At 51.5% G+C, this 22162-nt stretch carries 13 protein-coding genes and 2 pseudogenes; 14 read left to right on the forward strand and 1 reads right to left on the reverse strand.

Going from position 1 to position 22162, the window contains the following annotated elements; translation table 11 throughout:
- The 6 genes and pseudogenes from JCM10914_RS31030 to JCM10914_RS26030 form a co-directional block, all read left to right on the forward strand.
- The coding region (locus JCM10914_RS31030) for a hypothetical protein (protein WP_036720218.1) at nt 1–213 on the forward strand (213 nt) is incomplete at its 5' end.
- A 142-nt stretch (nt 214–355) separates the two neighbouring features.
- Nucleotides 356–1623: pseudogene (gene purD, locus JCM10914_RS26010) on the forward strand (phosphoribosylamine--glycine ligase).
- Nucleotides 1624–2301: 678 nt separating this feature from the next.
- Nucleotides 2302–3612, forward strand: coding sequence for a maltose ABC transporter substrate-binding protein (locus JCM10914_RS26015; RefSeq protein ID WP_023966636.1), 1311 nt, complete (start codon nt 2302–2304; stop codon nt 3610–3612).
- A 106-nt stretch (nt 3613–3718) separates the two neighbouring features.
- A complete protein-coding gene (locus tag JCM10914_RS26020; protein ID WP_023966638.1) occupies nt 3719–5032 on the forward strand; it encodes a carbohydrate ABC transporter permease in 1314 nt (437 codons plus the stop codon).
- On the forward strand, nt 5032–5874 hold the full coding sequence (locus JCM10914_RS26025) for a sugar ABC transporter permease (protein WP_023966640.1): 843 nt from the start codon (nt 5032–5034) through the stop codon (nt 5872–5874). Before JCM10914_RS26020 ends, JCM10914_RS26025 begins: the two co-directional genes overlap by 1 nt.
- A 130-nt stretch (nt 5875–6004) precedes the next feature.
- The gene (locus tag JCM10914_RS26030) at nt 6005–8044 is read left to right on the forward strand and encodes a methyl-accepting chemotaxis protein (protein WP_023966642.1); all 2040 of its coding nucleotides are present in this window, start codon (nt 6005–6007) and stop codon (nt 8042–8044) included.
- A 106-nt stretch (nt 8045–8150) separates the two neighbouring features.
- On the opposite strand, the pseudogene JCM10914_RS26035 reads toward JCM10914_RS26030, so the two are convergent.
- Nucleotides 8151–10291: pseudogene (locus JCM10914_RS26035) on the reverse strand (alpha-amylase family glycosyl hydrolase).
- 495 nt (nt 10292–10786) lie between these two features.
- Between JCM10914_RS26035 and JCM10914_RS26040 the strand changes: the two are divergent.
- The 8 genes from JCM10914_RS26040 (at nt 10787) to JCM10914_RS26080 (ending at nt 21962) form a co-directional block, all read left to right on the forward strand.
- A complete protein-coding gene (locus JCM10914_RS26040; RefSeq protein WP_023966648.1) occupies nt 10787–11881 on the forward strand; it encodes a serine hydrolase in 1095 nt (364 codons plus the stop codon).
- Between the two features lie 57 nt (nt 11882–11938).
- Entirely contained in the window at nt 11939–12892 is a 954-nt protein-coding gene (locus tag JCM10914_RS26045; RefSeq protein ID WP_036720225.1) for a GNAT family N-acetyltransferase, read from the forward strand.
- Nucleotides 12893–12942: 50 nt separating this feature from the next.
- Nucleotides 12943–13647, forward strand: a complete 705-nt coding sequence (locus tag JCM10914_RS26050; RefSeq protein WP_023966652.1) for a PIG-L deacetylase family protein — start codon at nt 12943–12945, stop codon at nt 13645–13647.
- 556 nt (nt 13648–14203) lie between these two features.
- Entirely contained in the window at nt 14204–15445 is a 1242-nt protein-coding gene (locus JCM10914_RS26060) for a sugar ABC transporter substrate-binding protein (RefSeq protein WP_023966655.1), read from the forward strand.
- A 103-nt stretch (nt 15446–15548) separates the two neighbouring features.
- Nucleotides 15549–16454 (forward strand): carbohydrate ABC transporter permease, encoded by a 906-nt coding sequence (locus tag JCM10914_RS26065; protein ID WP_023966658.1) that lies wholly within the window; start codon nt 15549–15551, stop codon nt 16452–16454.
- A gap of 45 nt (nt 16455–16499) precedes the next feature.
- A complete protein-coding gene (locus tag JCM10914_RS26070) occupies nt 16500–17318 on the forward strand; it encodes a carbohydrate ABC transporter permease (protein WP_023966659.1) in 819 nt (272 codons plus the stop codon).
- A gap of 41 nt (nt 17319–17359) precedes the next feature.
- Nucleotides 17360–18367, forward strand: coding sequence for a LacI family DNA-binding transcriptional regulator (locus JCM10914_RS26075; RefSeq protein ID WP_023966661.1), 1008 nt, complete (start codon nt 17360–17362; stop codon nt 18365–18367).
- Between the two features lie 211 nt (nt 18368–18578).
- Nucleotides 18579–21962 carry a GH36-type glycosyl hydrolase domain-containing protein gene (locus JCM10914_RS26080; RefSeq protein ID WP_023966664.1) on the forward strand — a complete coding sequence of 1128 codons (3384 nt, stop codon included), beginning with the start codon at nt 18579–18581 and terminating at the stop codon, nt 21960–21962.
- Nucleotides 21963–22162: the final 200 nt, after the last annotated feature.

Genomic DNA, 22162 nt, shown 5'->3' on the forward strand with positions numbered 1-22162 from the left:
TGGAGCGTGAGCAAGTCCTCAGAGGGACTTATGGAGCGCGAAAGCGCCGCTCGGAGCGTAGCAAGTCCCTCAGAGGGACTTATGGAGCGCGAAAGCACCGCCCGGAGCGTAGCAAGTCCCTCAGAGGGACTTATGGAGCGCGAAAGCGATGCTCGGAGCGTAGCAAGTCCCTCAGAGGGACTTACGGTGAGCAAAAGCGCTGCTCGGAGCTGAGCGAGTCCCTCACAGGGACTTATGGAGCGCAAAAGCGCTGCTGGGAGCGTAGCAAGTCCCTCAGAGGGACTTGTGCCTCATCATTTACACTGTGAAAGATAAATGAGATAAACCAACTTTATATGAACAGGGAGGGAATACCATGGATATATTGGTGATCGGAGGCGGCGGCAGAGAGCATGCTATCGTGTGGGCGCTGTCGAAGAGTCCGAAGACAGGGAAGATTTACTGTGCACCCGGCAACGCGGGATTGGACAGCTGGCGGAATGCGTGCCTATCGCTGTATCGGAATTTGAGAAGCTGGCCGCATTCGCGCAAGAGAAGCAAGTGGGGCTGATCGTCGTCGGTCCGGACGACCCGTTGGCTGACGGAATCGTGGATGCGTTCGATGTGACAGGCATTCCTGTCTTTGGTCCACGCAAAAATGCTGCCGAAATCGAGGGAAGCAAAACCTTCATGAAGGATTTGCTCCAGAAGTACAGCATTCCGACCGCTACCTATGCGAAGTTCGACAACTACGAAGATGCGCTTGCCTATCTGCGCCAGCAAGGCGCGCCGATCGTCGTGAAAGCGGACGGGCTTGCGGCAGGCAAAGGCGTTACCGTTGCACGCACGCTGGAAGAAGCGGAGCAAGCGCTCAGCGACATTATGCAATCGAAGGTATTCGGCGACGCCGGAAGCCGGGTTGTGATCGAAGAATTCATGGAAGGCCAGGAAATGTCGATTCTCGCCTTTGTTGACGGGGAGACCGTGAAGCCGATGTCAGCCGCGCAGGATCATAAACCAGCCTATGATGGGGATCTCGGCCCGAATACGGGGGGGATGGGAACCTATTCGCCGTTGCCGCACATCCCGTCGTCCATTATCGATGAGGCGATCGAGACGATCATCAAACCGACGGCGAAAGCCATGGTAGCTGAAGGGCGTCCATTCCGCGGCGTACTGTTTGCCGGATTGATGATTACGCCGGATGGCAGACCGAAGACGATCGAATTCAATGCTAGATTCGGTGACCCGGAAGCCCAGGTCGTGCTGCCACGACTGAAAACCGACCTGCTGGAGGTATTCCTGGCTGCGGTGGATGGCACCCTGGCTGAGCTTGAGCTGGAATGGAGCGATGAGGCAGCGGTCTGCGTTATTCTTGCTTCCGGCGGCTATCCGGCCTCCTATCCGAAGGGGATTGCGATCTCCGGCCTGGAAGACGAGCAGGACGGAACGGTTGTATTCCATGCCGGAACCGCACGCGATGCGGATGGAACGTGGAGAACGAACGGCGGACGCGTGCTTGGGGTTGTCGGACTTGGCCCAGATATCGCATCTGCGAGGGACAAGGCCTATGAACGTGCGGCGGGCATAACTTTTGAAGGGAAGCAGAACCGTACGGATATTGCGCTGAAGGCGCTCTTATAGTTCGACAGATAGTGGTGGAGCTATGCTCCGCGTTGCACACTCTTCTTCAAACAGACGGCTCCTCCCACCAGGAATGGTGGGGGGAGCCGTCTTTGTCTGTCCGCCAAAAACGAAAGGAGTCGAACAGAATAAGCAGAATTCGGCTGTGCAGCGTTGCCGCCGTGATATTTTATCATGCAAAAGTGGTTTGATTATATGCGCAAACGTTTGTTCAACATTTCACTATTTCGGATGAAATAACAGTGCGCTTTTGCCATAAAACAGCTGTACGGCACAAGAAATATATAGCAATTTTTAAGATATTATGTGAAATAACACGAAAATAAGAGAGAATACTGGATTATATGCATATTCTGAGGAAAAATGATCTGTGCAAACGTTTTTACATTCGCAATGGAATGTTGTATGATGTTTTCAGTGAATGAAGCGCTTTCTCTACGAATATTTTCCACGGTGACGGCTTGATTGTTACATAGAAAGAGATAAGTTGAAAATTTTCTGAAATCGTTTGCGCAGAGTTCCAATTGTAATGTGCGATATCCAGGCTTTTGGTTAATTGGGGAACGAAATCGGCTCGCTGGTCTCGCTATTTGATCGACCGCGAATGCGGACTGGTTTCAAGGGAAACTCGTTCATCGGCGTTTTCTTATTATTTATTTTGAGAGGGGTAATCACGGAATGAAGATCAAAAAGTTCCTTACGCTAGCTGCAACTTTTACGTTGGCTCTTTCCATTACGGCGTGCGGAGGTAATACAGCTGCTCCTCCTGCGGAGGCACCTGCTGAACAACCACCTGCACAGGAAACTCCGGCAGAAAATACAGAAACACAGGAACTCAAGCCTGAAGACGGGGCTAAGTTGATCGTATGGGAGAGCAGAGACGAAAGAGCCTATACGGATGCTGTTATCAAGGAATTCACGGAGAAATATGGCGTGGAAGTAACGGTAGAAGAAATGTCCCCGACGGATCAAGTAACCAAGCTGGCACAAGATGGCCCATCCGGACTGGGTGCTGACGTTGTACTGTTCCCGCATGATAACCTGGGCAAAGCAGTAGCGACGAACCTGGTATTCCCGAACGACTTCTATGAAGAGAAAACAAGAAGCAGCAATACAGAAGCAGCAATCCAGGGCGTAAGCTACGATGGCGTATTGTACGGATACCCGCGTGCTGCCGAGACGTACTTGATGTACTACAACAAGGACCTGGTGAAAGAAGTTCCAACCACGATGGAAGAAGTGATTGAGTTCAGCAAGACCTTCACGGACAAGGCGAACAACAAATACGGTTTCATGTTCGAGACAGGCAACCTGTACTTCGCTTATCCGTTCCTCGCTTCCAATGGCGGATATATCTTCGGTGACGGCGGTGCAGATATCAATGACATCGGCTTGAATAACGAAGGGGCCATCAAGAGTATGGAAGTGTTCGCAAGCTTGAAAGAGATCCTGCCTGTTAATTCCGGCGACATTACACCGGATATCAAGCGCGGATTGTTCACAGCCGGTGATCTGGCAATGGATATTAACGGACCTTGGGAATTGGGCGGATACAAGGAAGCACTTGGCGACAAGCTCGGTGTAGCTCCAATCCCGTCGATTGGCGGTCAGCCTGCGGTATCATTCTCCGGTATCAAGGCATGGTATGTCAGCTCGTTCACGCAGTACCCGCAAGCGGCTCGCTTGTTCGCTGATTTCGCAACCTCCAAGGAAGCGCAACTGCAATTGAGTGCACTCGTCGGTTCCGTACCAACGAATAACGAAGCGCAAGAAGATGCACAAATTAAGGATGACGAGTATGTATCTGCATTCACGGAGCAGTTCAAATCTTCCCAGCCGATGCCTTCCGTTCCAGAGATGGGTAACGTGTGGTCTCCTGTAGGCGCTGCACTCGCTGAGATTTGGGATAATGGCAAAGACGTTAAGGAAACGCTGGATAAAGCTGTAACTCAAGTGAAAGACTTGAACGGCGGCGGAGACGGCAAGTAATCGTTATAAATGAACCATAGCTGTAATCATACGAGAACGAAGATATTCACCCGCCGTTTAGGCGGGTGATTCCTCGATTGTACGAATAGAGGAGAACGGAGGGAGCATGCGTCAACATCGTACGACAGCGGCCGTATTATCAGCCATCTGCATGGGTCTGGGTCAGTTATATAACCGGCAATGGATCAAAGGCACTCTTTTACTTATCGTAGGCATATCCAGTTTATATTACTTCATCAACAACCTTGGAGATGCCATCTGGGGCATGACAACGTTGGGCGAGCAAGGAAGCCGGATGGAGAAAGTGAACGGCTTGACCCAAATGGTAGCTGGTGACCATTCCATCAACCTGTTGATTGAAGGATTAATCACCATGATTCTGCTTGTACTCTTCTTGATTGCTTATTATGCCAATATCAAAAACGCATATAACGCTGGAAAACAGAGGGAACAGGGGATTACCCCCAACAATTTCAGACAAACCCTTTACTATATGTTTGAGTGGAAGTTTGCGCAGTCTTTCCTGGTCTTGCCTGCCATCGGGATTTTATTCTTTACGGTAATGCCAATTATCTTCATGATCATGCTGGCATTTACCAACTATTCTGCACCGAACAACTTACCGCCGGCCAACCTGGTTAACTGGGTAGGATTCCAGACCTTTACCAATCTGGTGGCGCTCAAGACATGGAGCCATACGTTCTTCGGCGTTCTGACGTGGACGATCATCTGGGCCGTGCTTGCAACGGTTACGACTTATTTCGGCGGCGTTCTCGTAGCTCTGCTGATTCAGCAAAAAGGAATTCGTTTCAAAGGCGTGTGGCGCGTCATCCTGATCATCCCTTACGCTATTCCGCAGTTGATCTCTTTGCTTGTAATGCGCAATATGTTTAACGGCCAATTCGGACCGATCAACCAATATTTAAGATACTTTGGACTAGACGGGTTGCCGTGGCTAACGGATCCAATCTGGGCGAAAGTCACCGTTATCATCGTCAATATGTGGGTCGGCATTCCGGTCTCCATGCTGCTTGTGATGAGCGTGCTGACCACGATACCGAAGGATCTTTACGAGGCGGCAGAGGTGGATGGAGCGACAGGCTATCAGAAATTCAGAATCATTACGCTGCCGATGATCCTGTTCTCCACCGCACCGGTTCTGATTACGCAATTTGCCGGTAACATCAACAACTTCAACCTGATCTTCCTGCTGACGAACGGTAACCCGGTTGTAGGAGATTATCAATACGCCGGCGCTACCGACTTGCTGGTAACGTGGTTGTATAAACTTACGCTCGACCAGCAGCGGTATAGTATGGCATCGGCGATCGGGATTATTATTTTCATGATTATTGCGACCTTCTCCATCTACAATTATCGCCGCACCAGATCCTTTAAAGAGGAGGATATGATCCAATAATGGGAATGAAAACGAGAAATGCGATTCGATTGACGCTAAGTTATATTATGCTGGTTATCATCGCGATTTGCTGTATTTACCCGGCGCTCTGGATTGTTCTGGCTTCTTTCCGTCCCGGAAAGTCGCTGTACAGCAAAAGCCTGATTCCTGAAAGCTTTACGCTTAGTCACTATCAAGAGTTATTTACGTCTCAAAGCTTTCTGTTTACGACATGGTACATGAACACGTTGAAAATCGCGGTATTCTCGATGATTCTTGGCACGATTCTTGTGCTACTTACGAGTTATGCCGTATCCCGGTTCCGCTTCAAGGGCCGTCAGAATGCCCTTTCGGTTATTCTGATCCTGGGCATGTTCCCGGGGTTCATGAGTATGATCGCGCTATACATTCTGCTTCACTCCCTTGATCTGCTCAATACGCATGCAGCGATGATTATCGTATATGCCGCGGGGGCGCCACTTGGCGGAACGCTGATTATGAAGGGCTTCCTCGATACGATACCGCGAAGCCTGGATGAAGCGGCCAAGATTGATGGCGCGACGAATTTCCAGATTTTTCGCAAAATCATTCTGCCATTATCCAAACCGATGATCACTTATATGGGACTTACGATGTTCGTGGGTCCATGGGTTGACTTCATCTTCGCAAGACTGGTGCTGCGTACGAAGGAAAACTGGACGCTAGCCGTGGGCTTGTGGGATCTGGTTAACTCCACCCAGGACAGTAACTTCACCTTGTTTGCTGCCGCATCGGTGCTGATCGCCTTGCCGATCACGCTCCTGTTCATCTTCCTTCAGCGATTGCTGGTGGACGGCATGACGGCAGGGGCAAGCAAAGGATGACCGGTAGTTCACGAACGTAAGCCAACGTAAAACATACGGCCAATCGCACACGATCCATGACGACATCCAAGAGACACAGCCCATGATTTGCGGCTGTGTCTCTTTGTTATTTTAATAGGGGGATCTTTATATGAACATTAGCAGGCGTCTTCACATCAAAACGGTTGGCATGAAGCTATTTCTTATTTTCTGTGCCGCGATTCTTGGTTTATCCGCAGGTCTTGGCTTCATATCGTATTTCATATCCAAGGATACGGTGATGGACCAGGTGTCGGAAGCGACATCGGGGCAGATGATTCAGGCGGCGGATAAGCTGGACTATCTGCTCTCCCAATATGAATCGGTATCGAGGCAATGGGCGTTGGATACGGTGCTTCGCGAAGATTTAGTCACGGTGAGTAGGGCGAAGAGCGATATCCGGAATAAAACACAGGCCGAGAACCGTATTCGTGAGAAGCTCAATGGCATAACCTCATCGGATAAGAGGCTCCAAGGCATGCGGCTTATATCACCGGGTCTTAGCGCACAGAGCTCATATAATTCTAGCGGAAGCAGCGGGCCATCATCATCGGAGCAGGTGAAGCAGAAGATTGATCAGATCGTGAAGGCGGATGGAGAGCCGATCTGGTTCCCTACCGAAGCGCGGGGATTCATGGAGAACGAGAAGGCTGCAACCATGACGATGGGCAGACTGCTGAAGAATCTGAATGAACCGCAAGCAGCATATATCCTCTTAATTGATATCAAGGACACCGCGATTCTGGATGTGCTGTCCAATCTGAAGATCGGCCAACACGGTCAGATGCGGATCGTAACTGCTGACCAGCGTATCGTTCACGATTCCGATCCGGTCCAGTTGATGCAGGTATCCGCCATTACGGTGCCAGAGCAAACGGAAGAGGCAAGCGGAAGCTACATTAGCGATGATGGGCAGATGGTGGTCTATACGCCGCTGCATACGGCGCCCTGGTATATGATCGGCTTTGCGCCGGTGAGTGATTTTGTCCAGGCGACGGACAAGCTGTTAACGCTGACAATTGTCGTAATCGTGACTGCGATCGTCATTGCCGCATTAATCGGTTTATACATTATGCGCAGCGTAGCCAGACCTCTGAACGATATCTGCATCTTAATGGAGGAAGGCGAGAAGGGGAACCTGGCGGTACGGACAAGTTATCACCGTACGGACGAGATCGGCCGCTTGGGTGAGAGCTTCAATGCCATGATGGGGCAGATTTCAGAGTTGGTAGAGTCCAGTCATGCCTCGGCAAGACAGGTGCTTGCCACCGCGGAGGAATTAACGGAAGCCTCACGCGGCACCTCACAGTCTGCGGGCGAATTGGCGGCGGCGATGGAGCAGATTGCACAAGGCAGCGGAAGTTTGGCGCTGGAGATGGAACGGGAGAACCAGTTGACCGAGCATATTGGGCGTCAGATGAGTACCGTCTCCGCGTCCAATACATTGATGGAAGCGGCGGCAGACCGTGTGCTGCATGTTACGGGGCAAGGAACGCGTCACATGGATCGGATGGTGGAGAAGACAACTCGAATCAATCAGGTCAATCGCAGCATCGTCCGTAACGCAGAGAAATTGAAAGAGAATACGGCATCGATACATAAAATACTGGAGTTAATGTCAGAGATTACGCACCAGACGAATGTGCTATCGATTAACGCAACCATCGAGGCTGCGAGGGCCGGCTCCGCAGGCAGCGGCTTCATGGTAGTAGCTAACGAAGTCCGAAGCCTTGCTGATCGTTCCAAGGAGTCGATCCAGACGGTAGGCTCCATGATTCAGGATATCCGAAGTGAAGTGCAGCATTCCGTCGATGCTTTGCAATCCGCTTCTCCGCTCTTCGATGAACAGCTTGATTCGGTAGAGGAAGCGCAAGGGGTGTTCCGGAATGTACGGCAAGAGATGGATGCACTCTTGAACGTGATCAGCGGTTCAACACAAGCCGTATCCAAGCTGATTGAGACGCAGCTTACGTTGACGGAATCGATCTCCGAAGCAGGAGCCGTCGTGCAAGAGACGAGTGCAGCCACAGAGGAAGTATCCTCGATGTCAGAAGAGCAACTGAAGGTGAGCGAGAAAATGGTGGCGCTGGCAGCGCAGTTGGAGGGGCTATCGGATACGCTGAATAAGTCGTTGATCAAATTTAGAACGTGAATGTACATTAATCAACAAACAACTCTTTCATAAGATAAACAAACAAGCCGATGCTGAGGTTGCCCACAGCATCGGCTTTATGCATGTCGATTAGGTCAGATTTGCATTATGGCTGCCAATTCACGTTGATGGTGGCCGTGCCGCTGGTCGGCGTTGTAAAGGTACGGTTGCTGCCGCCTTCCCACGTGACGGTGGAGCCTTGTTTCTTCAGGAATTTGAATTCGATCGTCTTACCGGCCGGTACGCTGACATCGTAGTACCAAGTCGGATATTGATAAACGACTTGGTTGTACATAGGGCCAATCGCTTTATCCGGCGCCCAGTTGCCAAGCTCGCTTACATTGCCGGACAAGAAGACGTTTTGTCCAAGCGAAGTTGTTGCATTATTGATTACAAAGCGGACGCTGACTTGATCACCGGTCAACACCTCGAAGTTGTCGTAGATATTACTCGACACGCTGCTGCTGTTCGCAATTCTTACATTATAGATGCCACCGGCAACGGTTGGGATTTTCACTTTAATCTGAGTGTCTTCCCATGCCGTAATATTAGCGCCGGTGACAGCCGTCGTACCGAAGTAGACGGTGCCTTTGCTGGAGCCGAATCCACGTCCGTCAATCGTGATCGTAGCACCTGGCTTCGCCATCATCGGTCCGACATGACCGATCGTCGGCGTGGTCGTAGCTGCGCTGTACTGCCATACGGCCGTACCGCCAGCTGCCAGCGTGAAGTTCGAAGCTGCCCCGCCGGAACCGATCGTAAGTGCATTGCCGTTCAGTAGCCCGCCAAGCACATCCGTGTAGTTGCCGGCAGGCAGCGAAGTGCTAAGGCCTGTGATGGAGGCAGGGGCGTTCGTGTTACGGTTAATAGCGATCACGGCAACGCTATTGCCGAATTTGCGCTCATAGATCAGTACATCATTGTTGATCCAGCGTTCTTGCGTGCTGCCATAAGCAATCGCCGGATTGGATTTGCGCAGCGGTGCCAGCTTCTGGATCACTTGATAAGCGGTTGTCGTGGTGGAGAATGAAGAGATCCGTGCCCGATTGTCAGGATCGTTGCCGCCCGCCATGTACTGCTCTGTTCCATAATAGATGGCTGGTACGCCACGGGAGGTCAGCGTAAGCGCCAGTGCCTGTTCCAGCTTTCTGCGGTTGGCACTGCTCGTATGGAAGCGTTCCATGTCATGGTTATCGATGAACGTGACTTGATCCTCGACTTGGGCGTAATCAACAGCCGAGCCCTCCAGCATGGACTTGAGACCGTACATATTGTCGGTATTGTCGCGCAGCACTTGACGGACTTTCTGCGCAAAGCGGAAATCCAGCAGGCTCATCCCTGATTCGTTCGCGAATTTATGATTCTCCTGCTAATCTCGTTGACGCCAAGGAACCATTCGCCGAAGGTGAAGACAGGCTTGTAATTATTAATGGTGGCCATGAAGCTCTTCTGCCACCCGAACGGCATATGCTTCACCGCATCCATACGAATGCCGTCGATTCCAAGGTCCAGCCACATCTTAATGGCGTCTTTCATGTAAATATCGACGGTGCTGTTGTTATGGTTCAAGTCAGCCAAGTCATAAAGATTCTTATAGATGCCGTTCTCGGTAGTGGAGAAATCGGTACCGCCATTATGGTGGAATAAATTCTGCGTATCATTCGTGTATCCACCGAGCAGTGTACCGTTGTTGTACAGCTTGCCGTTCTCCGCGAACGACGGTTGGTCCGAAGAAGCCGGGGAGGTATGGTTAGGCGCGAAGTCGATAATGACTTTGATGTTCTTGGCGTGAGCGGCGGCGATCAGATTCTGAAAATCCGTCATCGTGCCATACGCCGGGTTGGTCTTCTTGAAATCTCTGGCCCAGTAGCCGTGATAAGCGGTGTTGTTTACCCCAGAATAATTGATAACGCTATAAATGTTCTCAACCGGTTGGGAGATCCAGATCGCTGTAATGCCCATTCCGGTAAGGTAGCCGTCGTTGATTTTGTTAATAATGCCCTGCCAGTCACCGCCGCAATACAATCGCAGGTTCGTGCAGCTGCCATCGAATGCGGCTCCGCTCGGATTATTGGACGGGTTGCCGTCCGAGAAGCGGTCGGTAAAGATCTGGTAGATGACATCCGTGCTGAAATTCTGCTTATTGGTTACGGATGTGTCAGGAGCAGCTTGAGCCGGGCTCAACAGACTTAGGGTCAGGGACAAGCTTAAGGCGAGCGAGGTCGCTAATTTATACAACTTCTTCATAATAACCTCCGATACGAGATGAGTTTAAAAGAAATGAGGATAGGCATAGATGCATTGTTTGTGATGAGCGTAGCGTGCTCTGCATCACCTCCATGTCGAGTGACAAATCAGATCGAGACAACAAAAAACCCCGGAATCTCGTATTGAGAGACCGGGGTTGTTCCGAGACCGCGGGGCGCAGTCGTATCGGAATGCATAGCCCTTAAATTAGCGCAAGTATGATTTCAAATTCATTGTAAATGAAAGCGGATTCATATGTCAATATATAACATTCATTTTAAATCAGATTGCAAAAATAGACATGAATCCAAACAAAATAAAATTTCACAATAAACATTATTAATTGAAACATAATTTCATAGGGCATATAATACAAAAAAGCAAACGTTTACATGGATACTTGGTTGCATTCGATCAATACGTACCATGAGGAGGGATATTCGTGATAACGAGGTGTCAACAAGGCGCGGATGAACTGGCTTAAGCTTCCGCGGATTGCATGCGGCTTGCAGTGCGATCGAGAGGGAGCTTCAAGCCGGAACGATGCCAGGGTCCGTGCTTGGCGTGCTCTATCAGGAGAGGCAATGGATTTATGCTGCAGGCTACGCCAACCCCAAGCCAGAACAAGCACACGCTTCTCCCTTGTCTGCCAGCGAGGAAACCTTGTACGATTGCGCTTCTCTAACCAAGGTGACAGTAACACTGCCCTTAATCCTAAGGCTGATCGATGAAGGCATGTTAACGTTAAGCACAAGGGTGTCTGACATCTTGCCTTCATTTGGCCAACAGGGCAAAGAAGAAGTTACAATCGGCGAGCTGTTAACGCATACGTCGGGGCTTCAGGCGGATATGAATCTGCATGCGCATGGCTGGACACGGGAGCAGATGTGGGATGCGCTGTATGCAGCCCCGCTCGTTACGGAGAGCGGTACGGAAGTGATATATAGCGATATCGGATTTCTGGTGCTGGGGCGATTGATTGAGACGCTGCTGCAGATGCCGCTCGATGAGGCGGCTGACAGCATGATCTTCGAACCGCTCGGCATGAACAGTGCGACATTCAGACCCTTGGTGCGACAAGCAGCGTGTGCGGCAACCGAATACGATGATGCCACGAAGGGTCATCTCAGCGGCGTCGTTCATGATGAGAAGGCACGTGCTCTTGGCGGAGCGTGTGGCCATGCGGGACTATTCGCAACGGCTTCCGATCTGCTGCGATACGCCAGGATGTGGCTGCGGTATGGTCTGGCACCAAGTGATGGAGCTGCGGAGGCAACGGGAGGTCCACTGCGAGTTGTGTCGCAGGGAGCGGTACGTCATGCCATCCGGTGCCACACCGCACCGATCCCAGAAGCCTATCGCGGGCTCGGTTGGGTGCTGAAGGGCGATAAGATGGATGCTTCCGGTGATTGGATGAGCCCCCGTTGTTACGGCCATACCGGGTTCACCGGCACCAGCCTCTTCATCGATCCGGATCATGAACTGGCGGTCGTATTACTCACGAACCGGGTATACGGAGGAAGAAGCACCAGTGTAGCCTCATTGCGGGCGAGGGTACATAATGCGCTGACGGCTGCGGTTAGCGGCTGAGGCTTGTCGTTGTTGCCTATTCCCCAATTACCCAATTCAAAGGAGGTATGTATGACGATGAACAGCTTAACCTACCGAACGTACCAGCCCGGAGATGAAAATGGCATCATATCGCTATGGAACGATTGCATAACGGGAGATCCGATCACGCCGCTTCGGTTCCGCAAGCTGGTTCTGCTGGACCCGAATTTTGATTCCGAAGGATTGCGGATTGCGGAATCGGACGGCAGGATCGTGGGGGTGCTGTATGCGCTTCGGCGCAGGCTGCCGATGATTGGCACGGACCTGGAGCCGGAGCATGGCTGGATTACGTTCTTCTGCACAGATCCTGCCGTGCGCAGGCAAGGAGTCGGAACGCGGCTGCTGCGGGAAGGAGAGAGCTTCCTTCGTCAGCACGGGCGCAGCAAAGTCTTCTTCTCCTCTTATGCGCCGAATTATATCGTGCCTGGTATGGATGCCGAGCGGTATCCTGAGGGTCATGCCTTCCTCACCATGCACGGGTATACCCGCAATTATACGGCGGTGGCGATGGATCGTTCGTTGACGGACTTTCAGATACCGCAGGACGTAGCTGAGCTGAAACGGCAGCGCGAGCAGGAGGGTTACAGCTTTACGCTCGCACAGGATCGTGACCTCGTAGAACTAATTGCCTTCGCAACCGATGTGTTCAATCCTGACTGGGGCCGGGCCATCCGGGAAGGTTTGCTGCAGCAGCTGCGATTGGAGCAGATCCTTATTGCGCGTGATCAAGGGAAGCTGGTCGGCTTCTGCCTGCATGGCGCGTATGAGGGTGTAGCCGAACGGTTCGGTCCATTCGGCGTGGATCCATCGCAGCAAGGGAAGGGGATAGGCAAAATCCTGCTGTACGATTGCCTCGCCTTGAAACGGGCCCAGGGCTTGCACGGTTCTTGGTTCCTCTGGACGGGCGAACAGAGTCCGGCAGGACATCTGTACCGGAGAGCCGGATTTCATGTCACGCGTCGGTTCGACATTATGAGCAGATCATTGTAACGCGGGCGATGGTTCATACTTCAAACTTCATCTTATAAGGAGTGTTTGGAATGACAGAAGCGAAGCAGCATATTTTGGCGATCGGTGGACATGCAGGCGATATGGATCTCACGGCAGGTGCCGTCATTGCCAAGTATACGCAAGCGGGACACCAAGCGACCTTTCTTCATCTGACGCCCGGCGAGAAAGGCCATCCCCGGTTAACACCCGATGAATACGCGAAGCAGAAGATAGATGAAGCTCATCAATTTGCCGATATTGTAGGCGCGGACGTGCGTTTCCTGGCTTATAAGGATGCCGAATTGCCGCTCAATGACGAGGTGAAGTACCAGGTGGCCGACGTGATCCGCGAGGTGAAGCCGAACATAATCATTACGCATTGGCGAGAGAGCATTCATATCGATCATGCGAATACGCATCATATCGTGGAAGATGCCCGGTTCTATGCCGGATTAAAGACGATTGAACGCGAGCTCCCGGCACACTATGCCCAGCATTTATACTATGCGGACAATTGGGAGGATCCGTATGATTTTCAGCCGGAGGTGTTTATCGATATTCCCGAGGAAGCCTATGAGACATGGGTGAGGGCCATGAACGTGTATGCATACGCTCGCGGCGAAACCTACGGCTTCCCGTTCATCGAGTATTATAAAGCGCTAACGATTGTCCGCGGAGCGCCTGTCAATTTCAAGCGGGCACAAGCCTTTGCCGTTCCGCGCGGTGCTTTAACCAGACGATTACAATTCTTCTAAATATATGATTTTAAATCCATTCATCTGGAATATTATCTAATAAAAACACCGAAAAGTTGTGAGAAATACCAAATTATCCACTGACACAACCATGATCTTTTGATATAATGAGGGTTGTTACGGGGGAACACGTACGGATATCATATAGAGAACACAGTAAGAGGAGATGCTTCTTGATGAGGCGTCTCCTCTTGTATTTTTGCGGCAGGGGTCATTTAATCAGGGGGGGGAAGAGGGAAAACCGGCAGTTGTCGCCAAAAATAAAAAGGATGTTGAAATCGCTCTCAAGGGAAGCTATAATAAACTCGAAACGTTTCGAAATATTAGTGAACTGATTCATCTCCAATGTATTAATAAGAGTAACGATTAATCATGGAGGAGTATGAAAGTGCTTTAAAAGAGGGATTAAAGGGAAAAGAGTTTAAAAGCAAGTGAATAAGCGTTGCCTTTATTTTTTGAAACAAATTCGAAACGTTTCGAAGCAAGTGCTTACATTTTGGCATGATTCATAACGTTTCGCATGGTTTGTAAACATTAAAAACGGGGTGAATGGAAGATGAGAAAAAAATCATTATTGTGGACGTTGGCAGCTGTGCTCATGTTCTCGGTCGTATTAGCCGGATGCTCGGGCGGATCGGAGAACGCGGGCGGTAGTGGTGAGGGCAAGAAGGAACTGAAAGTGTGGTTGATGGGCGATGAAACGGACGAAACCCTGATCAAGCAATACGAAGAGGACAATCCGGGCGTGAAGATCAGTGTGCAGTCCATCCCTTGGGGAAGCGCGCATGACAAACTTTTGACAGCCGTCGCCTCTAAGAGCGGTCCAGACGTCGTGCAGATGGGCACGACCTGGATTCCTGAGTTCGCGCAAGCGGGTGCTCTGCTTGACCTGACGCCGTACCTTGAACAATATCCGAACTTGAAGCCGGAAAATTATTTTGACGGTGCCGTTCAAACGATGAGCTACGATGATAAGGTTGTCGGTATCCCATGGTACGTCGAAACGCGCGTATTGTTCTATCGCACCGATATTCTTGCTGAGATGGGCTATCCGGAAGGTCCGAAGAACTGGGATGAATTGAAAGATGCCGGCGAGAAATTGGCAGCGAGAGGAAACGGCAATTACGCCATTACCATCGACGCAAAAGATATGAACTATCTGTCCATGTTCGCGTGGCAGAATGGGAGCGTTATGATTGACGAGGACCGACAGCCCCATTTCAACGAGCCGCCATTCGTGGAAGCCATGGAATTCCTGAAAAGTTTCTATGATACGGGCATGACGCCGCTTGCCAGCGATCTGGACCTGTTCGCCGCATTTAAGGATGGGCAATTCCCGATGTTTATCAGCGGTCCTTGGATGATTCAGGGCATCAAGGACAAAGCGCCCGAGATTGAAGGCAAGTGGGCAACGACTGTTCTTCCGGCAAAAGAAAGCAATACCTCGTTCCTGGGCGGAGCCAACATGTCGGTATTCAACAGCACCAAAAACGCGGAGGAAGCGGTTAAATTCATATCTTTCATGAGCGAGCAAGAATCGCAGCTGACCAACTACGACGTCTCCAAGAACCTGCCTGCCATCAAGAGTGCATGGGAGGACGAGCGCTTCCAGGATCCAATCTTTGCTACCTTCGGAGTACAGCTTGAGAACGCCCAGCCAGTGCCGTTCATTAAGGAATGGGACGCCATCTCGCAGGAAGCCATCGGCGCTTTCGAGCGAATCACGGTTGGTGGTGCAGATATTCAGAGCGAAATGGATCAGTTGAATGCGAAGGCTACTAATTTACTGTCCAAATAATTGAAGCTCAAGGGCACGTCCGGCTTGTTTCTTCAGACGATGATGAAACAAGCCGGACTGTTTCAGAGAGCTTACGCTCGCAACCTATTCTTGCAGGAGGTGAATGACGTTGCAGAATTTGATCAAGCGCATGAACCGCTATAAGTACCCTTACCTGTTCATTGCGCCGGCGCTGGTGCTGCTCCTGACATTCTCGATCATTCCGATCATCATTGCGCTTGTCATCAGTTTTACGAATATCGATCTGGCGGGCCTCGCCAATTATTCCAATATCGAAGCGGTGGGCTTCGATAATTTCGTCAACATCTTCAAGGACCCGGTGTTCTTGAAATCCATGTTCAACACGATGTTCTACGTGGTGATCGGTGTCCCGCTTGTCGTCATCCTTGCCTTGAGCGCGGCGCTGTTACTTAATTATGGCACGGGCTGGTTGTTCAAGACGTTCCGCGTCGTGTACTATATGCCTTCCATTACGAACATTGTGGCGGTAGCGGTGGTTTGGGGCTACCTGTACAATAGCCATTACGGCCTTTTCAACCATATGCTGTCCTGGTTCGGCATTCCCGCGCAGCAATGGCTGAACGATCCGGCGCTTGCCAAGTTGTCTTTGATTCTATTGGCGGTGTGGAAATCGATAGGTCTCAATATGATCATCTTGCTTGCAGCGCTGCAAGGGATTCCGCGTTCTTATTATGAGGCGGCGGAGATCGATGGCGCAGGCAAATGGAAGAAGCTCTTCTATATCACCATCCCGCTGCTTAGCTTTGCGACGTTCTTCGTCGTCATTACGACGTTAATCGGCTGGATTCAGTTCTTCGAGGAGCCGCTGGTCATGACCGAAGGCGGTCCGCTGAATTCGACGATGTCGATGGCCCTCTTCATTTATAACAACGGCTTCCAGCTCAGTAATTTCGGTTATGCGGCCGCAGGATCGTTCGTGCTGTTCTTCATCATCATCGTGGTGACGATTGCGCAGTTCGCAGCCAAGAAAAAAGACGTTGAGTATTGATAATTAAGCGATGTTCTTCATCGTAAATGAAGGAGGTCATAGCCTATGGCAGCTAAGAAAATGGAAAAAACCGTCATGACGTTGCTGCTCGTCGCAGGCGGACTATTGATGATGATTCCGTTCATCTGGATGATCACGTCCTCGTTCAAGCCGGAGAATGAATTTACCGCGGTGCCGCCGACGTTACTGCCCAAGCATTTTACCATCAACAATTACGTGGATTTATTTACGCGGCTGGATTTTCTCGTATACTTAAAAAATACGCTCATTATCGTGTTCTGGTCTTTTGTCGGTCTATTCCTCAATGCGCTTGCGGGATACGCCTTCGCTAAATATGAATTTCCCGGCAACAAGAAATTGTTCTATCTCGTGCTGGCTACGATGATGATCCCGGGGCAGGTCACGATGATCCCGGTCTACCTGCTGGTTAATACCATGGGTTTGACCAACACCATGGCAGGAATTGTGCTGCCGGGTCTGGTCGGGGCGTTCGGTATCTTTCTGTTCCGGCAGTTCATGTCCACCATCCCGACCGATCTCATTGAAGCCTCCAGGCTGGATGGCGCAGGCGAGCTGCGAATCTTCTTCCGTCTGATCGTACCCATCACGAAACCCGTATTTGCGGTTCAGGGCATACTGGCCTTCATCGGGGCCTGGAACAGCTTCCTGTGGCCGCTCATCATGGCGAATGATCAGAAGTTATATACGCTTTCCGTAGGACTGCAGCTTCTAAAGGGGCAGCATGGATCGGATTTCGGCCTGCAGATGGCCGGTGCTGCGTTCATGGTCGTCCCGATTATTATCGTATTTTCTTTTTTCCAAAAACATATTATTGAAGGATATACCATCTCAGGCATGAAATAAGATAGATAGAGTTTTTTTAATTAGTAGAGGGGCGAAAGGAAATGGCAACGATTAAAGATGTGGCAAAACTGGCGGGCGTCGCTTTGTCGACGGCATCCTATGCGTTAAGCGGCGACAGCAGGGTGAGTGCCAAGACGAAAGTGAAGGTACTCGAGGCAGCAAGGCAGTTGAACTATCGGAAGAACGGGTTTGCCATGGATTTAAAGCGGAGCCGCACCAATACAATCGCTCTCATTCTGACGGATTTATCGGGACCTTATTACTCGGAATTGATCCGCAGCGTGCAGGAAGTGGCGCTGACGAACGGATACGATCTGATTGCCTGCAGCTCGATGGGCGGCAGGGATTCGACGGCGGTTAAATTTTTGCGGGAAAAAAGGGCGGACGGCGCTATCATCCTTGCGCCCAATATCCGCGATGACGTGCTGATCGAGACTTCCGGTCCCCAGTTTCCGATCGTGGTCATGGATCGTCCGTTGTCCAGCGATTACCTGGTCAACGTGCTGGTGGACGGGGAGCAGGGAGGATATACGGCGACCCGTTACCTGCTGGGAAAAGGTCATCGGCATGTGGCTTATATTAGCGGTCCTTCAGATTCGTACGATAATCATTTGCGTTATCAAGGATATTTGCGGGCGCTCGCGGAAGCGGGACTGGAGGAACACTCGAAGTGGCGTCTGAAAGGAAACTTCGTGCGCGAGGGCGGCTATCATGCTACCAAGATGATGATTATGCAGGGGGCGCTCCCATCCGCGGTATTTTATGGCAACGACGAGATGGCCATCGGCGGGATGAAGGCATTCGAGGAAAGCGGAATTGCCGTTCCGGATGATGTATCCGTGATTGGATTCGACGATATCCAATTGGCCGAATACGTGCATCCGCCGCTTACGACCATTCGCCAACCCAAGGGTGAGGCGGGTTCCCTGGCCACTCATTTGCTGTTCCAGATCTTGGGCGGCGAATCCGTGAAACCTTCTTACATGTTGACCACGGAATTGATGGAACGCGGGTCTGCGGGGATCGTTGCGGATGTAAGTAAGCCCTAGCTCTGAGTTTCAGGGAATAAGGACTTAAGAAAGCACTGTGCAGGAATTGTGAAAGTTCAGGAAGAGCAGGGTTTTTGGACCGTAACATGCAGCCCCCAGCTGGATGAATCGTTCCAGCCCTGAGTTTGCTTTTCTAGAAATCGAAACGTTTCGATTCAAGCTAATGCCGCAAAGACATACATCATTTATACAGAATAGGAAGTGAGAGATTATGACGGTCCGTCATGTAACCAACAATGCTAAGGTCGTGCTTCAGGCAGGGGAGTTGATATTTTCTTTCCTGCCGAGCGGCGAGCTTTACCAAGCCGTGTACGGCAAGACGATGATCAATCAGTTGCTCTCCAATCCAATCGACGGCTCGCTCCAGAATCTTTACTTGAGAATCCATACTGAAACCGGCATCGAAGCCGTTCCCATGCTCGGGGTCCGCTCCAACAGCGTGGTCACATATGGCGATGACTGGATGTTGTGGGAGGGAAGCGCCGAGGGCGTAAGCTATGCGGTGCGGTTTATTGTGACCGGACAAGGTATGTGGTTCTGGGATGTTCAGCTCCAGGGAGAGGGGATTCAAGCGGATGTTATATACGGGCAGGATATCGGCTTGGCCGACCCGGGTGCCGTTCGCAATAATGAGGCTTACTTGTCCCAATACATCGATCACGCCGTCTTCCAGAAGGAAGATCGGGGTTATGTGGTGTGCTCCCGCCAGAACCAGCCGCAGCGAGGAGAATTTCCGTATCTTCAACAAGGCGCGCTGACTTCGGCGGCCGGTTATGCTACGGATGGCTTTCAATTTTTTGGCCTTACTTATAAAGAGACCAATCAGGCGGAGGTTTTGTCCAAGCTGAGTTTACCGAATGAGGTATATCAGTACGAGTTTGCCTATACCGCCCTGCAGTCCCCTCGCGTGGAACTGAAGGGCACTTCCCGATTCGTATTCTACGGCTTATTTAAAGAACATCATCCGGAGGCCGTTGGGTCACTGGAATTTCAGGATGAGCTGCATGCTGCCTGGCAGAAGGTAGACTCTCGCGATTGGAACGAGAAGGGAGATCCATTGCCGACAATGTCGTGGGCGAAACGCTTCGGGGAGCCTCTTCAAACCGTGCCGATGACGGAAAGCGAGTTGGCAGACTTATATCCTGTGCGCCGCCAAGAGGAGCGAGATGGAGAAACACTGCTGTCGTTCTTCACGGATACGTATGAGCATATCGTCCTGAAGGAAAAAGAGCTGCGTGTAGAGCGTCCGCACGGCCATATTCTGATGAGTGGAAACAACGTCAAGCTGGGCAGCCCTGTTATGACGACCACCGCCTACATGTATGGTGTGTTTCATTCGCAGTTGGTCACGGGGAATACGAATTTCAATAAAATGATCAGCCATGCCCGCAATGCGCTCAATGTGCCTAAGACGTCCGGACTGCGAATCTACGTGGATATGGATGGGACCTATCGTCTCTTGACGATGCCGTCCGTGTTCGAGATCGGGTTCAACTATGTTCGCTGGTATTACAAGACCGCAAGCGATACGCTGATCATCACGAACTTCACATCCGCCACCGCACCGGAGGCTACGCTCCAGGTACGCTCAGATAGCGGTAGACTCTACCGCTATCTGGTCACCATGCAGGTCACGATGAACGTCAACGAGTACGAGGTTCCGTTCCACATGAGCCAGGACGGGGGAGTCCTCACGTTCCGCGCCGATTCGGCTTCGCTCAGCGCTGACGTGTATCCGAACCTGCATTATCGACTTGGTGTGACAGGTACGGAATTAAAGGTCCAGGACGAAACCCTTCTGGTAAGCGGCACCTTGCCTGGCAGCGCCTCACTGGCTGTGCTCGATCTTGGCCAGAGCGCGGAGTGGGCCATGACGGTGCAAGGATGTCTGGAAGCTGCGAATGCTCCGCTTGCCGCTCGGACAGCCGAAGAAGAAATGGCAGGTTACCGTGCGTTTCTAGCCTCCGTGATGAACGGATTCCGTCTGGGCATGAACAGCGGGCAGGATGACGGCTTGTTCAAGGTCAACGCGTTGGCCTGGTGGTACACGCATAATATGCTGGTGCACTATTCGGTACCGCATGGCCTGGAGCAATACGGCGGCGCGGCTTGGGGCACGCGCGACGTATGTCAGGGACCCGTGGAATATTTCATGGCCACCCATAAGTACGAGCCGGTCCGCGATATCCTGCTTGAGGTTTACGCCCACCAATACGAAGACGACGGAAACTGGCCACAGTGGTTCATGTTCGATCGGTACGCCCATATCCAGCAGGAGGAGAGCCACGGCGACATCATCGTCTGGCCGCTCAAGGTGCTCGGCGATTATCTGGCGGCCACGAACGATTACGGCATACTGGAGGCGTCCGTACCGTACACAAGGAAGCAGGGCTTCGATTTCACGGAGCGTTCGTACCCGGTGTTGGAGCATGTGAAGCAGCAGATAACTTATATTCAGCAGCATTTTCTCCATGATACCCATCTGTCTTCTTATGGCGACGGGGATTGGGATGATACCTTGCAGCCGGCTAACGCCCAGCTGAAGCAGTTCATGGTCAGCAGTTGGACGGTTGCGTTGACGTATCAAGCCCTGACCCAGTTCTCCCGCGTTATGGCGGCGGAGGATCAGGCGCTGTCCGCAGCGATGGCAAGCCTGGCCGAAGGCATCCAGCGGGACTTTAATACGTATATCCTGAACACGGGAGTAATTCCCGGGTTTGTCTATATGGAGAACAAAGAGGAGAGCAGATTCTTGCTGCATCCATCCGATCAAGAGACGGGAATCACGTATCGGCTGCTCCCGATGACGCGTAGCATGATCAGCGAGCTGCTCACGCCCGAGCAGGCGGAAAGCCATTATGAGCTGATTCGCGAGCAGCTGTTCTGTCCGGACGGCGTGCGGCTGATGAATCGTCCAGCCGTCTATGCGGGCGGCGTCAGCAAGCACTTTAAGCGTGCGGAGCAGGCAGCCAATTTCGGCCGGGAGGTCGGCCTGCAATATGTGCATGCGCATATCCGTTACGTTGAGGCCATGGCCAAGCTCGGCAAGCATCATGAAGTGTGGAGCGGTCTTGCGCGCATAAACCCGATCGGCCTTGCCGAGGAGGTGCCGAATGCGGAGCTGCGTCAGAGCAACGCCTATTTCAGCAGCTCGGATGGGAAGTTCAATACGCGGTATGAGGCGCAGGATGGATTCGAAGCGCTGCGCAGCGGGCGCGTGCCGGTCAAAGGAGGCTGGCGCATTTATTCCAGCGGCCCGGGAATCTATATGAATCAGTTGATCTCCCATGCGCTCGGCATTCGCGAAGCGGGCGGAGACCTGGTGATCGATCCGGTTCTGCCGCTGACGTTAGACGGTCTGGAATTCCGGTTTGCCTATGCCGACCGACCGGTTATTTTCCGTTATCATCTGGATTCTGCCGGTAATACCCGCGTCAAGATTAACGGACGGACAGCGCCGACGGATGTCGTTGCCAACCGCTACCGCGCAGGCGGGGTTCGTATTGCCCGTGAGAATTTCTTGCAGTTCGCGGAAGTACACGAGCAAGAATGCATCATCGATATTTATGCCGGCGTTCAGGAACAGGAAGCTTAACACAATGATGGCGCGATTGACGCGACTTTACCAACCGTCCCCGGTTCATTGCCGAGGACGGTTGGTTTGCCTTACGAATCGATACATCATACATCACGGCAGAGGTTGCTTTTTTGGCTCAAGATGGTATGATGTAAACAAAAGAATCTTAATTTAAAGATATTGTACATGGGTGACGGCTTGATCGGATATCCTGAATG

Source organism: Paenibacillus sp. JCM 10914 (genome assembly GCF_001315105.1).
Lineage (GTDB): Bacteria > Bacillota > Bacilli > Paenibacillales > Paenibacillaceae > Paenibacillus_AQ.

Coding starts and splice junctions, on each gene's coding strand:
- JCM10914_RS26015 (WP_023966636.1), top strand. CDS start 2,302: ATGAAGATCAAAAAGTTCCTTACGCTAGCTGCAACTTTTACGTTGGCT.
- JCM10914_RS26020 (WP_023966638.1), top strand. CDS start 3,719: ATGCGTCAACATCGTACGACAGCGGCCGTATTATCAGCCATCTGCATG.
- JCM10914_RS26025 (WP_023966640.1), top strand. CDS start 5,032: ATGGGAATGAAAACGAGAAATGCGATTCGATTGACGCTAAGTTATATT.
- JCM10914_RS26030 (WP_023966642.1), top strand. CDS start 6,005: ATGAACATTAGCAGGCGTCTTCACATCAAAACGGTTGGCATGAAGCTA.
- JCM10914_RS26045 (WP_036720225.1), top strand. CDS start 11,939: ATGAACAGCTTAACCTACCGAACGTACCAGCCCGGAGATGAAAATGGC.
- JCM10914_RS26050 (WP_023966652.1), top strand. CDS start 12,943: ATGACAGAAGCGAAGCAGCATATTTTGGCGATCGGTGGACATGCAGGC.
- JCM10914_RS26060 (WP_023966655.1), top strand. CDS start 14,204: ATGAGAAAAAAATCATTATTGTGGACGTTGGCAGCTGTGCTCATGTTC.
- JCM10914_RS26065 (WP_023966658.1), top strand. CDS start 15,549: ATGACGTTGCAGAATTTGATCAAGCGCATGAACCGCTATAAGTACCCT.
- JCM10914_RS26070 (WP_023966659.1), top strand. CDS start 16,500: ATGGCAGCTAAGAAAATGGAAAAAACCGTCATGACGTTGCTGCTCGTC.
- JCM10914_RS26075 (WP_023966661.1), top strand. CDS start 17,360: ATGGCAACGATTAAAGATGTGGCAAAACTGGCGGGCGTCGCTTTGTCG.
- JCM10914_RS26080 (WP_023966664.1), top strand. CDS start 18,579: ATGACGGTCCGTCATGTAACCAACAATGCTAAGGTCGTGCTTCAGGCA.